We start from the raw sequence: 14846 nt of genomic DNA on the forward strand, positions 1-14846 counted from the left end.
TGATTTTTACCTTTGAACACAAAAACCAAAACATATAGAAGTAACGGTAAACTATTACTAACTGCCGAATACGCGGTTTTAGATGGTGCAAAAGCTTTGGCTATACCAACTAAGTATGGGCAGAGTTTAACGGTTTCTGGTAACAATACTAATGTTATAAATTGGAAAAGTTATAATGAACTAGGAGATGTTTGGTTTGAGGATACATTTTCTATTGAAAACACATCTACTGCACTCAGTGTGACATCTGCATTAAAAAATGACATTTCTAAGCGACTTATTGAAATACTAAAAGCTACTAACAATTTGAATTCAGAGTTTTTATCAAAAGATAAAGGATTCGATATTAAAACGCATCAAGATTTTAATAGACTTTGGGGCTTAGGAACTTCTTCTACACTAATTAATAATATCGCAAATTGGGCAAATGTAAATGCTTTTCAGTTATTAAAACAAACCTTTGGCGGCAGTGGTTATGATATTGCTTGTGCTCAAAATGATAATCCAATTACGTTTCAGCTTCATACTAATAAAAACCCTTTAGTTGAGCCTATACATTTTAATCCTGACTTTAAGCAACATCTTTACTTTGTTTATCTCAACCAAAAGCAAAATAGTAGAGATGGAATTTTGGCTTATAAAAAGTTAAATAAGATTAATCGTGAGATTATAAAAAACATTAAAGACATTACAGAAGCCATGAGCACATGTAAGTCGCTCTCTGAATTTGAAAGCTTAATTGCAACTCACGAAACTATTATTGCCAACCTTATTCAGCAAGAGCCAATTAAAACACGGTTGTTTTCAGATTTTAAAGGTGCTGTAAAAAGCTTAGGTGCTTGGGGAGGCGATTTTATTCTAGTAACCTCAAGTAATGACCCAACAACTTATTTTAAGACCAAAGGGCTCAATACTGTGATTCCTTATGAAGCTATGATTTTATAAGTTTTATACTTAACAATACTCAAAAATACTTAGTATCATTAAACTGCATAAAAAAATGGCTTCACATTTCTGCCAAGCCACTTTTTTAATATTTTAGAACAATCAGTTTAGTAAACCGTTTTCGCTCTATTATCTTCAATTTCTGCTGATTTCTCTAATGCTTTAAATACTGCAGTTTGTGCTGCCGCACGTCGCTCATTATTTAATCTATTTGCAATAGCAGCATAGTTGTCTAATTTAGTTGCCTCAGAAATTTTAGTAACTTCTACAACATAAACTCCTTTTTCACCATCAATTGGTTTAGAAGTAGCTCCTTCAGCTAAACCAAATGCTGCACCAACAACTTTAGGCTCAACACCAGCACCAGAAAGGGTTGTGTTTTTAAATGTAATAGCCGCTGCTGTCCTAGGACTTACGCCTTGATTTTTGGCAATATCAGTAACTGTTGTTGCTGTGATTTTATCACGGATTAATTTAGCTTTCTTTTCGTTTCTTATTTTAGGTAAAGCTGTAATAGAAGCATCTTCGGTGCTCATTAAACCTTTTTCCTTTTTTTCAACTACTTTAGCTACTATAAAGCCAAAGTTTGATATTGGGAAGTTTTTAAAATCTCCTGTTTCCGTTTCATCATTAAATGCCCAACGCACAACTTCTCTTTGGCTTCCTAAACCAGGAATATTTTCGTCTAAAGCTTTAAAAGAAATTGGCTTTACTGTTAAATCGCGTTCTTTTGCTAGTGCATTAAAATCACCACCTTTAGCTGCAATTTCAAACTTAGACATTTTATTAAATACCTCTTGCAAAGTAGCATCAGATGGTTCTATCTTATCTGCTATAGTTGCAACTTTTACTGTTTTATTAAAACTCTTTTGATCCAATATTTCAATAACATGGTAACCAAATGATGTTTGTACAACATCTACATCACCTACTTTATTATCAAAAGCATATGCTTTAAATTCTGGAGCCATACCTGCTCTATAATCAAATTCAATTTCTCCATCTTGCTCGTTACTTACTTTATCAGAAGATAAATCTAATAAATCCATAAACTTAGTTCCACTTTTAATTTTAGCTAAAATACTATCTGCCGTTTTCTTAGCTTCCTCTGGTGTTTTGGTTACAGATGCGTCTGCTCTTTGACCTCCAATATTAGGAATTAAAATATGACGAACTTTTACAGAATCTGGCAATTGCTTAGTTGCAATTACTTTAGATAATTTATAGTATTCACCATCCTTATAAGGACCATAATAATCACCAACACTTAATTTTAACAACGTGTCTTTAGCTACTGCTGGTAATTCTGCAGCTCTTAAAAATGAATCGTTGTATTTTATATCTGAATATGTGTTAACAAACTCTTCGATATCTGTAGCAGAATCAAAACCTAAAATAGTTTCATTGTTTTTGCTGCTTTCGTTGTATTCTGTTTTATCTGCTTTTAGCTCTAATAATCCGGCTTTTATTTCATCTTCATCTGCTTTAGAAGCCACCTCTTTAAACTCTACATACACAACTTCTCTGCTAGCCTCAGCTTGGTAAGCATCTTTATGCTTATTAATGTATGCTTGAATATCGCTCTTAGAAACTTCAACCAAACTATCTGCTATAGACGTGTAAGGCACTTGTACATAACGCACATCTACTGTTTTAGCATCACCAAAATAATCTGCTTCTGCCTCTGTAATTGTAGTACCAACACCTGCTTTAATCATATTATAATAGGTTTGCTGTATAGCATTTGCAGCAATAGATTGCTCATTATTTGTCCAACTATCATAATTCACCAAAAAGTTACCTAAAGGTGCTGTATCACCTTTTAAGTCTTTTAGATTAGAAATAAAACCGTTTAATCGATTTACATCAAAATTTCCATCTGCATCCTGAAACTCAGGATATGACGAAAAACTTGTTTTAAGTAAATCTCTCATTTCATCCTTTTCAACTGATAAACCTAATTTATCAAATTCAGACTGTAAAACAATTTTACGAAGCTCTTGATTGTAAATTGTGTTCATCGCTTGGGTAGATGTTTGTCTTCCACCTGATGCATCTTGGTAGTTCTTTACTTTTTGTTGAAACTCAGTTCGTTTAATATCTTTACCATTAATCGTAGCAACGACGTCTTGTGAACCTCCTGAAAACGCAGAAGAATTTTTAAATAAATCTCCAATAACAAAAGCAAATAATGCCATTGCTATTACAAATATTAATATCAGTGAACGTTGTCTAATTTTATTTAAAACTGCCATAGTCTTTTATGTATTGTATATTTTGGTGTAAATAAGTCTGCGAAAATAGCATATTCTTCTAAATAATAAAAGTAGTAACGCAGTTTTTATAAGTGTTGTTTAAGTATTAGTCTACTTCTAGGATTTTTAATAAGACTTCATCAATTTTTGTAGATGATACTTCTGTAATTGTAAATTTAAAATTATCAATCTGTACATCATCTTTTTCTTGAGGAATCTGTTCTGTAGCATTTACAATTAAGCCACCTAAAGTTTCATAGTTTTCATTTTCTGGAAGGTTCAATTTATACGTTTCATTAATGTAATCCACCTCTAATCTTGCAGAAAATCTATAAGTGTTTTCGTCGAGCTGTTCCTCTACCATCTCAATAGTATCGTGTTCATCTTCAATCTCACCAAAAAGTTCTTCAATAATATCTTCAACTGTCATAATACCAGCAGTTCCGCCATATTCATCTATAACCACAGCCATACTTTTACGTTTTTTGGTAAGAATATTTAAAACGTCTTTTATATAAATTGTTTCTGGAACAAAACCAACAGAAATAATTATAGACTTAATAGATTTTGGTTTTTTAAACAACTCAAAAGCGTGTACATAACCTAATATATCATCAATACTATCTTTATACACTATAATTTTTGTTCTGCCAGACTCAATAAACAACTTTCTAAGGTTTTCAATTGATTCTGAAATATCAACAGCCGTAATTTCAGTACGTGGCACCATAACTTCACGTGCTTTTACATCTGAAAATTCTAAGGCATTCTGAAATATTTGAATTTCGCTATCTACATCTTCATGATTCTCAACCGATTCCATTTGTTCCGTAATATAATTCCCTAGCTCAACTTTTGTCATTGCCAAAACCACATCTTCACCTTCGACCTTAAAAATGTATTTTAATACGGCATCTGAAATCCAAATTACAAAATCTGAAATCCAAGAAAACAAGACATAAAATACATAAGTAGGAAAGGCTAAAATTTTTAAAAGTGAATTTGAATAAATTTGAAAGAATACTTTAGGTAAAAACTCTGCCGTAATTAAAATAACTAATGTTGAAATTATAGTTTGAGTTAGTAACTGTAAATCTGTAAACAAATACGTTAATGTTGAGCTATCTAAAGGTAACATAGATTGAAACCAACCTACCAAAACATCACCCATTTTAAATCCATAGATAACCAGTGCAATATTATTACCTATAAGCATCGTTGCAATATACTTTGAAGGTCTTGCTGTGAGTTTACCTAAAATTTTTCCTAAAAAATCACCTTGTTTCTTTTCTAATTCTATATGAATTTTATTAGCAGACACATAAGCAATTTCCATACCCGAAAAAAAGGCTGAAAGTATTAATGTACTTATAATAACGACTATATCAGCAGTCATGATTTACTTATTGTTACGTTCTTCTTGCCTTTTACTAAAACGCTTTCTGAAGAAAAACATAAAGGTAGCTAAAGCTGTAAAAAACAGCATCATATAAGCCCCATTTCTATCTGTTGACCATTTTGAAATGGCATCATATAAAAACAATATCGCAAAAACGATATAAGCGTAATGAAAAATCTTTTGTATTTTCATGTATTAAATAAAATGATTGTTGTGCAAAGGTAACTAATTATCTAGCTCAAATTCGCCACCCATTTCTAACATTTGAAAGTTTTCAAAGTTTTTATCTGCATCAAAGCCAATTCCGTACAATGGCCCAATTGCCCTTTTAAATAGCCATTTCTCATTAGTAAACACCCATTCTAACTTCTGATTGTAAAACAATTGCTCTGTAAACAAAGTGTCTTTTTGTTGCGTAGCAATCTTAACATTACCTTGTAAATCAATAATATCTGTATCACTGTAAACAATTGCGTAATCTGAAGTTATTGTAGTTTTATTATTATCCTCATCGTAAGTTCTTAACTCAATACCTTTAGGAAACTCTTGAAAGGGAAAATTTCTATTTGAATAATCTAGCATTTTAGGACTAATAAGATTAGCTAACAATCTTACCGTATCATCAACAAACTTAGTATATTTTAAATCTATATTTTTAGCTTCACTAATTGGTTGATTTTGTAAAACACCAACCTTCTGAACTTCGTTGAAATCATTTTTACACGAAAAAAACAAAGTCACAACAATTGCTGTGACTAAGTTTCTATATATATGTAATTTCTGATTTATCATTAGATATTTGGAACTGTTACAGAACGTCCTATCCAACAGCCAATTTTTATAGTTTGGCCAGCATTACCTGCTTGAAAAATATCAGCTTTAGAAGGTGCACTAGCTCTATAACTTGTTGCTGTTTTAGCAGCTGCAGATCTTAATCTACCATCAACTCTACCAGCTTTTTCAGCCTCATTAGCCGCTAACCAAAATACAGCTCTTTTATTAAAGTTTGAGTCTCCACAATTGTTAGCACTCTTAGCATACATTGTTGCAATTGCAAGATGTGGTGATCCGTCTGAAGGGTTAAGCTTTAAAGCTTCAAAATAATACTGTCTTGCTTTACCATAACTACCTTTTGATTTTAACTCTTGAGCTAAACCTTTATATAGTTTTGCTTTTTTTAATGGATCTGTTGATAGTTTAATTGTTTGATCTATATACTTCTGCTCACCTGTTAATACATAAAGATAATAGGCTGTGTCTGCACTTGGCTCAATAGTATTCTTCTGCTGAACTAATTTTAAAAATAATGGATCTTCTTTACAACCTTTAGCATACATTCTGTTCATTGCTCTCTGTAGCCAAACTCCATTGTTTTTGTTCTCCTCAAAATCCTTTTGATATAAAGGAATTAAAACCTCACAAGTTGCTCTTTTTCCAAGTTTTTGATCCATACTTGGTAGTATTTTAGTTTCAAATGCATCAATATAAGATTCGTAACTAGACTTACGTTGTGCATCTTTTTTAGATAAAGGTTCACCTGCCTCTTCTTTTTCTGCATAGGTATTTAGCTTTTTTGTAAAACTCTCAGTAATACCTTCAATAATTTCATTAACATCATCATATTTATCAAACATTTGTTGTGCTGATAATTTCCCTGAATCATATAAATCTACAGCTAAAGAGAAATAAGAATATAAACCTTTAGCATCAGTAAAGTTTTTAGCATCTTTTGTGTATGCCTCATTAAACATATTGTAAACCTGCTCATCAGTCTTTCCTAATTCTTTTTCGTACTTCTTTGCTAAATTAGCCTTATCCACTGTAACTTCAGCAAAATCATATTTAGAAGCAAAATGCTCTCTACTCTGATCATAAAGCAACATTAAATCTTCAATATACGCTAGTTGGTCCGCTCCAGTAGAGTTTTCTATTTTATGTTTTAGAATTTTTTCTCCATGCACATAAATAGCTCTATTAAATTTTGGACATTTTTCTCTTACAATTTTCCATGGTCCGTATGCATCATCATATTTTTTACTTTTTGCATAGCCATCAAAAAGAGAAAGATTGTTCATGCATTCTTCCTGGTTATCATCTTGTGCAAAACCCAAGTTTACACTCATCATTAGGGCTAAAAACAGTATTGTAATTCTCGTCTTCATTTTAAAGTTAATTATATTAGTAATATTTTTTTTGTTCAAACCATCTTGAATTTAAAGATAAACTTACATTGAAGTTTACAAAATTCTCTAAGATTAAATTTTTCTCTCGTGTTCCTCGTCTTCCAAATTCAAAGCCAAAATTAGCATTTGAAAACATACTACGATTCCCAACTGGTAAACCTAGACCAAAAGACATGCCAAACTCATTAATTGGCTCATCTTTTATTATTAAACCTGTATTTTCGTATTTAACTCCTGCCCTATACACAACACGATTAAAATAACCAGAAAAGGCATTATACTTAGGAATATAGAATCCTCCAAGAGAAATTTGGGAAGCATTCTCATAAGAAGTTACAGCATTTTGACTAGAATACAATGGATTAGAAAAATCACTTGTATTTTGAAATGTATACTCAGCACCAACAAACCAAGATTTTGGTTGCCCTATACCTGCTCCAATTGTAAATTTTGAAGGTAAAGTTAATTCAGTATCTTCTACATCTTCATTAATTGTGTTTGAAATACCAGCAACTTCATAATCACTATTTAAAGTCACAGTAGAATACGATCTTATATTTTCTGAATCTAATGTACTACCTGGAGTAAATGTTGTTGTAGCAGATAATTCTAATTTATTTGTAATCATAGCTTTGTAAGTCAAACCAAAATTTAAATTTAGGCCACGTAAGTCAGCCCTATTAAATTCTCGAGTTTGATACTGTATTAGCTCATTTTCAGGTGTATATTTAACTTCTATTGCCGTATTTTGGATATTTCCAAAGTTATAATTAATATCAACTCCAACACCTAATTGATTATTAATTTGATAACCAAAACCTGCAAAAACCCTATTAAGTCCACCTTCTCCACTAAAGCGATTTACTAAATAATCACTATCATTTACATCATCTAATTTATAACCAACAGATGTATATGGCATTAACCCAAAGCCAAAACCAAATTTACCAATAGGTACAGAAAGTGCTAAATAATCAAATATTGTACTGTTTGTATTTGCGCTTTCTGAATCAGTCTTTAAAGTACTACTAGATGTGGTACCGGCAACAGAAAATTTTATAGGTCTACTTTCTCCGTCAAACCCCGAATATTCTAAATTTCTACCAGCATATGAAGCCGGATTACTTAAATTTAAATGAATACTATCCAAGTAGACACTCATGCCACCCATACTTCGGTTTTCTACTGTACCTTTAAACTTAAGACTCCCTATACCATAAAAAGAATATGGTGAACCTGTTCCTTCTTGCGCAAAGGCGGCAGAACTTATTATTGCAATGAAAATTACAATGAATCGTTTTATCATTATTTTGAATTATATTCTAGAATAAAATTCAAACCTTCTAAAAGAAAATCTGAATTCGCAAATATGGTATTTTTTAATTGGTTTAACAAAAATTTAGTGTCACCACCTGTTAAAATAACTGTTAAATCTGAATATTCTTTTAAATATTGACCAATTATTCCATCAATTTCATTAACTACACCATTTACAACACCAGAATGAATTGAAGATTCAGTTGAATCTCCAATGATATTTTTTGGCACTTTAGTTTCAAGAAGTGGCAAATTAGCCGTTAAACTATGTAATGCTTTGTATCGCAATCTAATTCCTGGAGAAATTGCTCCTCCTAAATACTTATTATCCTTGGTTATAAAATCATATGTAATACATGTTCCTGCATCTATAATTAAAACATTATTGTCTAAAAATTGATCAACAGATGCGCTTACCAACGCTATTCTATCTACTCCTAAGGTTTTTGGAGTAGCATAGAGATTCTCAAAGGGTAAATTAGTTTCTACGTTAAGTTCTGTAATTGGCATATCAGATTCTATCAATGCTATTTCTTTTTTTGATAAATGTCCAACTGAAGAAACAATTGCTTTATTTAATTTTGGATATGCTTTTTTTAAATTTTTATATTGCATTTTAAACTCATTGAGCTTAAAACTCATCTTATAAATTAAATTTCCATTATCAAAAACGGCAAATTTAACATACGTATTTCCCACATCTACAATAAGATTCATATATATTTATTAAGATACAAATTTATAAAATCAAATTTTAGCAAATTCTTTTTGTGAATAATAAAAATGCATCTATATTTGCATCCGCTTAATTAAGCAATTGGTGCCTTAGCTCAGTTGGTAGAGCAAAGGACTGAAAATCCTTGTGTCCCTGGTTCGATTCCTGGAGGCACCACCATCAAAAACCCGATTCAACTGAATCGGGTTTTTTGGTTATAAACTTTAATTAATCTATTTTTTTTTAGCATTTCTGTTTAATTATCGCTTTACCAAATGTAAAATTTAAAATTTATTCAAAAATTTTTACACTATTTGAACATCATATAAATACATCTCTAAAAATATGATTACCAACGTATTAACAACCATCATACACAATTGAGTTTAGAATAAAAAACGCATCGATAAACTAAAAGAAACACATATCAGGTAATTTAGTTTCTGCAAATCATTTTTGCCTAAATAAAATTATGAGCGAACTAAATAAATACAGCAAAACAGTCACACAAGATCCAACACAACCAGCAGCACAAGCAATGTTGCATGCTATTGGATTAACAAAAGAAGATTTTTTTAAACCAATTGTTGGTATTGCCAGTACAGGTTATGAAGGAAACCCTTGTAATATGCACCTTAATGACTTAGCTAAATTAGTTAAGGAAGGTACAAAAAATGAAGAAGTCATTGGATTAATTTTTAATACTATTGGTGTTAGTGATGGTATATCTATGGGAACTCCTGGTATGCGTTATTCATTACCTTCTCGTGATATTATTGCAGATTCAATGGAAACCGTAGTACAAGCCATGAGTTATGATGGACTAGTTACTGTTGTTGGATGCGACAAAAATATGCCTGGTGCTTTAATGGCAATGATTCGTTTAAATCGCCCATCAATATTAGTTTATGGTGGTACAATTGATTCTGGTTGTCATAATGGTAAAAAATTAGACGTTGTTTCTGCTTTTGAAGCTTGGGGAAGCAAGGTTGCAGGCACAATGGACGAAAACGAATACCAAAATATTGTAGAAAAAGCATGTCCTGGAGCTGGTGCGTGTGGTGGCATGTATACAGCTAACACAATGGCTTCAGCAATTGAAGCTTTAGGTATGACATTACCTTTCAATTCTTCTAATCCTGCATTAAGTGATGCTAAAAAAGAAGAATCTATAAAAGCTGGTGAAGCCTTAAGAGTATTGCTAGAAAAAGACATAAAGCCTTCTGATATTATTACAAGAAAGTCTCTTGAAAATGCCGTAAGATTAGTCACAATTTTAGGAGGCTCTACAAATGCAGTTTTGCACTTTTTAGCCATTGCAAGAGCGGCTCAAATAGACTTTACACTAAAAGATTTTCAAGATATAAGTGACAATACACCATTTTTGGCAGATTTAAAACCAAGTGGTAAATACTTAATGGAAGATGTACATGCCGTTGGAGGAATTCCTGCAGTATTAAAATATCTTTTGAAAAAAGGGCTAATACATGGAGATTGTTTAACCGTTACAGGAAAAACAATAGCAGAAAACTTATTAGATGTTGCTGACTTAACCGAAGGTCAAGATGTTATAAAACCTATTGAAGAGCCTATTAAAATTTCTGGGCATTTAAGAATGTTGTATGGAAATTTAGCTACAGATGGAAGTGTTGCTAAAATCACTGGAAAAGAAGGATTATGTTTCCGAGGAAAAGCTAAAGTTTTTGAAGGCGAATATGCAGCAAACGATGGAATTAGAGACGGAAAAGTAGAAAAAGGCGATGTGGTTGTAATAAGATATGAAGGACCTAAAGGTGGTCCAGGTATGCCAGAAATGCTAAAACCAACAGCTGCTATTATGGGAGCAGGTTTAGGTAAGGATGTCGCTTTAATTACGGACGGAAGATTTTCTGGTGGCACACACGGATTTGTGGTTGGGCATATTACACCAGAAGCTCAAGAAGGTGGTACAATTGCTGTCGTTAAAGATGGAGATATTATCACTATAGACGCAGAAACTAATTCTATTTCGCTTGAAGTTTCTGAAGTTGAACTTCAAAAAAGAAGAGCAAAATGGAAAGCACCAGAATTAAAGTTTGAACGCGGTGTTTTATACAAATATGCTAAAACAGTATCATCTGCATCCAAAGGATGTGTAACAGATGAATTCTAGAAAACAAAATCTAAACAATATGTGACTCTAAGCGCAGTCTAAGAGTCTCGAATATAAAAAGGATGAAAGAAACTCTAACCATAAAAAGTCAAATCAAAGACAACGAAACTACAGAACGTATTTCTGGCAGTGAAGCTGTTATAAAATGTTTGTTAGCTGAAGATGTTGATATTCTATATGGATATCCTGGAGGCGCAATTATGCCTGTTTATGATGAATTATATAAATATCAAGATAAAATTCATCACGTCTTAGCACGTCATGAACAAGGCGCAACTCATGCCGCTCAAGGTTTCGCTCGTATTTCAGGAAGAGTTGGCGTTTGTATTGCAACGTCTGGTCCTGGTGCCACAAACCTTATCACCGGAATAGCTGATGCTCAAATAGACTCAACTCCAATGGTCTGCATTACAGGTCAAGTGGGCTCTCATTTACTAGGAAGTGATGCTTTTCAGGAAACTGATATTATTGGTATTTCAACACCTGTAACAAAATGGAATTATCAAATCACTAAGGCTTCAGAGATTCCCGAAATTATGGCCAAAGCATTTTACATAGCCAAAAGTGGTCGCCCAGGTCCTGTTTTAGTAGATATAACAAAAGATGCACAGTTTGAAGAATTCGACTTTACATACAAAAAATGCACAAAAGTAAGAAGCTATAAAGCAGTTCCAGAAACAGATAGTTCTATGGTAAAAAAGGCTGCAGAATTAATAAATGCCGCAAAAAAACCAATGATTGTTTGGGGACAAGGTGTAATTCTAGGTGGAGCTGAAAAAGAATTAAAAGCCGTAATTGAAAAAGCAGGCATTCCTTCAGCATGGACAATTCTCGGTGCCTCTGCAATTCCAACTGCACATCCTTTAAATATTGGTATGGTAGGAATGCATGGAAATTATGCGCCAAATAAATTAACAAATGAGTGCGATGTATTAATTGCAATTGGTATGCGTTTTGACGATCGTGTTACTGGCAATTTAGAAACCTATGCAAAACAAGCAAAGGTCATCCACTTTGAGATAGATCCTGCCGAAATTGATAAAAACGTAAAAACCGATGTCGCCGTTTTAGGTGATTCTAAAGAAAGTCTAACGCAACTTTTACCATTACTAAATAAAAACAAACATTCTGAATGGCATCAAGAATTTAAAGATTTGTATGCTATAGAATACGACGAAGTAATTAAAAACGACTTACATCCAACCAAAGAAGGCCTAACTATGGGTGAAGTTTTAAAAGAAATAAACAAACAAACAGATGGAGAAGCAGCCATTGTTACAGATGTTGGTCAACATCAAATGATTGCTTGTCGCTATGCAGAGTTTAAAAACACAAGAAGTAACATTACCTCAGGAGGATTAGGCACTATGGGATTTGGTCTTCCAGCTGCAATTGGAGCAAAAATGGCTACACCAGAACGTGAAGTTATTTCTATTTCTGGTGATGGAGGATACCAAATGACAATTCAAGAATTGGGTACCATCTTTCAGCAAAAAGCAGCCGTAAAAGTAGTGGTTTTAAACAATGATTTTCTTGGCATGGTGCGTCAATGGCAGCAGTTATTTTTTGATAAACGCTATGCCTCTACAGAAATGATAAACCCAAATTTTGTAGCCATAGCAGAAGGCTATTATATAAAAGCAAGAAAAGTAACAAAACGAGAAGAATTGGCAGATGCAGTAAAAGAAATGATAGAAAGTAAAGAAGCCTATTTCTTAGAAGTTTGTGTAGAAAAAGAGGATAACGTATTTCCAATGATTCCTACAGGAGCTTGTGTTTCAGATATAAGACTAAAATAAGAATGGAAGAGAAACAAAATTTTACGGTTTCGGTTTATACCGAAAACAATGTTGGGATATTAAACCGTTTGTCGGCAATATTTTTAAAACGTCATATTAATATTGAAAGTATGACCGTTTCAAAATCCGAAATTGAAGATGTACATAGATTTACATTTGTAGTCATAGTAACAAAAACTTTAATTAGAAAAGTCGTTGGTCAGTTAGAAAAACAAATTGAAGTTATTAGAGCCTTTTATCATACAGAAGACGAAATCATTTATCACGAAACAGCTTTATTTAAAATTTCATCAAAACATTTGTATGATGAGACAATTCAGAATAAAATGAAATTTAGACGCGCACATATTATATCTATAACAGAAAATTATTTTGTTATTGAAGCTTCTGGCTTAAAGGAAGATATAGATAATATGTACGAAAAATTAAAACCATATGGCTTGTTACAATTTGTCCGTTCAGGTCGTATTGCCATAACAAGACCAAAAATGGCCATATCAGAATTATTACTAGAAATTAATTAAAAGATTAAATAAAATCATGTCAAATTATTTTAACACATTACCATTAAGAGAACAATTAGGGCAATTGGGAAAATGTCGTTTTATGGATGCTTCAGAATTTGAAGATGGCGTAAACGCATTATTAGGAAAGAAAATAGTGATTGTAGGTTGTGGAGCACAAGGCCTTAACCAAGGTTTAAATATGCGCGATTCCGGATTAGATATTTCATATGCCTTAAGACAAGTTGCTATTGATGAAAAACGTGATTCATACAAAAATGCAACATCTAACGGATTTAATGTTGGTACATACCAAGAATTAATTCCAACTGCAGATTTAGTCTTAAATTTAACTCCAGACAAACAACATACTAGTGTTGTAAAAGCTGTGATGCCATTAATGAAAAAAGGGGCAACACTAAGCTATTCTCATGGTTTTAACATCGTTGAAGAAGGCACTAAAATCCGTGAAGATTTAACTGTTATAATGGTAGCACCAAAGTGTCCAGGAACAGAAGTTAGAGAAGAATACAAGCGTGGTTTTGGTGTGCCAACACTAACCGCAGTTCACCCAGAAAATGACCCTGAAGGTAAAGGTTGGGCACAAGCAAAAGCTTATGCTGCAGCAACAGGCGGACATCGTGCTGGTGTTTTAGAATCTTCTTTTATAGCAGAAGTGAAATCTGATTTAATGGGAGAACAAACCATTCTTTGTGGTTTGCTACAAACTGGAGCAATTTTATCTTTCGATAAAATGGTAGAAGAAGGTATTGAGCCTGGCTATGCTGCTAAATTAATTCAATTTGGTTGGGAAACTATTACTGAAGCTTTAAAACATGGAGGAATCACTAATATGATGGATCGTCTATCTAATCCTGCAAAAATTAAAGCTTACGAATTATCCGAAGAACTTAAAGGTATTATGCGTCCATTATTTGAAAAGCATATGGATGATATTATATCTGGCCATTTCTCAAAAACAATGATGGAAGATTGGGCAAATGATGATATTAACTTATTAACTTGGAGAGCAGCTACTGGAGAAACTGCTTTTGAAAAAACAGCTTTAACTTCAGAGCATATTTCTGAGCAAGAATATTTTGATAATGGTGTCTTATTGGTCGCTTTCGTAAAATCTGGAGTAGAACTAGCATTTGAAACCATGGTTGCTGCAGGTATAATTGAAGATTCTGCTTATTACGAATCTTTACATGAATTACCGTTAATTGCTAACACTATCGCTAGAAAGAAATTATTTGAAATGAACCGAGTTATTTCTGATACTGCAGAATATGGTTGTTATTTATTTGACCATGCTTGCAAACCTTTATTAACTGATTTTATGAAAACGGTAGACACTTCAATTATAGGTAAGCCATTTTCAAAATCAACAGGTGTTGATAATGTAGAATTAATTGCTATTAATGATGCCATAAGAAATCATCCAATTGAAGCTGTTGGGCAACGTTTACGTGCAGCGATGACCGCAATGAAAGTAATTAAAACTGAAGATGCTAAAGAATCTGTATTAGCATAATACAATTAACCTACAAGATTTTTATGATGGCCATGCATTGT

12 protein-coding genes and 1 tRNA gene are annotated in these 14846 nt (G+C 32.6%); 6 read left to right on the forward strand and 7 right to left on the reverse strand.

The genetic code is table 11. The features are described 5' to 3' along the window. Positions 1–12 precede the first annotated feature (12 nt). Entirely contained in the window at positions 13–945 is a 933-nt protein-coding gene (locus tag HNV10_RS00505) for a GYDIA family GHMP kinase (protein WP_173299377.1), read from the forward strand. Between the two features lie 107 nt (positions 946–1052). On the opposite strand, the gene HNV10_RS00510 is transcribed toward HNV10_RS00505, so the two are convergent. From HNV10_RS00510 to HNV10_RS00540, 7 genes are all read right to left on the reverse strand, one after another. Next, positions 1053–3200: a SurA N-terminal domain-containing protein gene (locus tag HNV10_RS00510; RefSeq protein ID WP_173299378.1), complete on the reverse strand. Its 2148-nt coding sequence runs from the start codon at positions 3198–3200 to the stop codon at positions 1053–1055. A 106-nt stretch (positions 3201–3306) separates the two neighbouring features. After that, positions 3307–4596 (reverse strand): hemolysin family protein, encoded by a 1290-nt coding sequence (locus HNV10_RS00515; RefSeq protein ID WP_173299379.1) that lies wholly within the window; start codon positions 4594–4596, stop codon positions 3307–3309. Between the two features lie 3 nt (positions 4597–4599). Further along, positions 4600–4791 (reverse strand): hypothetical protein, encoded by a 192-nt coding sequence (locus tag HNV10_RS00520; RefSeq protein ID WP_173299380.1) that lies wholly within the window; start codon positions 4789–4791, stop codon positions 4600–4602. Positions 4792–4824: 33 nt separating this feature from the next. Further along, complete coding sequence (lptC, locus tag HNV10_RS00525) at positions 4825–5391, reverse strand: LPS export ABC transporter periplasmic protein LptC (RefSeq protein ID WP_173299381.1); 567 nt, start codon at positions 5389–5391, stop codon at positions 4825–4827. Further along, positions 5391–6761 (reverse strand): tetratricopeptide repeat protein, encoded by a 1371-nt coding sequence (locus HNV10_RS00530; protein WP_173299382.1) that lies wholly within the window; start codon positions 6759–6761, stop codon positions 5391–5393. Before HNV10_RS00530 ends, lptC begins: the two co-directional genes overlap by 1 nt. Positions 6762–6777: 16 nt before the next feature. Beyond that, the gene (locus tag HNV10_RS00535; RefSeq protein ID WP_173299383.1) at positions 6778–8088 is read right to left on the reverse strand and encodes a hypothetical protein; all 1311 of its coding nucleotides are present in this window, start codon (positions 8086–8088) and stop codon (positions 6778–6780) included. After that, positions 8088–8816 carry a type III pantothenate kinase gene (locus HNV10_RS00540; RefSeq protein WP_173299384.1) on the reverse strand — a complete coding sequence of 243 codons (729 nt, stop codon included), beginning with the start codon at positions 8814–8816 and terminating at the stop codon, positions 8088–8090. The genes HNV10_RS00535 and HNV10_RS00540 overlap by 1 nt, the downstream gene beginning before the upstream one ends. 102 nt (positions 8817–8918) lie before the next feature. Between HNV10_RS00540 and HNV10_RS00545 the strand changes: the two genes are divergently transcribed. From HNV10_RS00545 to ilvC, 5 genes are all read left to right on the forward strand, one after another. Next, positions 8919–8994 (forward strand) — tRNA-Phe (locus HNV10_RS00545). Between the two features lie 292 nt (positions 8995–9286). Then, a complete protein-coding gene (ilvD, locus tag HNV10_RS00550) occupies positions 9287–10966 on the forward strand; it encodes a dihydroxy-acid dehydratase (protein ID WP_173299385.1) in 1680 nt (559 codons plus the stop codon). Positions 10967–11028: 62 nt separating this feature from the next. Then, entirely contained in the window at positions 11029–12765 is a 1737-nt protein-coding gene (gene ilvB / locus HNV10_RS00555) for a biosynthetic-type acetolactate synthase large subunit (RefSeq protein ID WP_173299386.1), read from the forward strand. 2 nt (positions 12766–12767) lie between these two features. Continuing rightward, entirely contained in the window at positions 12768–13289 is a 522-nt protein-coding gene (gene ilvN / locus HNV10_RS00560; protein WP_173299387.1) for an acetolactate synthase small subunit, read from the forward strand. A 16-nt stretch (positions 13290–13305) separates the two neighbouring features. Continuing rightward, a complete protein-coding gene (gene ilvC / locus HNV10_RS00565) occupies positions 13306–14805 on the forward strand; it encodes a ketol-acid reductoisomerase (RefSeq protein WP_173299388.1) in 1500 nt (499 codons plus the stop codon). The last annotated feature ends 41 nt before the right edge of the window (positions 14806–14846 follow it).

The organism is Winogradskyella litoriviva (genome assembly GCF_013249065.1).
Classification (GTDB): Bacteria; Bacteroidota; Bacteroidia; order Flavobacteriales; family Flavobacteriaceae; genus Winogradskyella; species Winogradskyella litoriviva.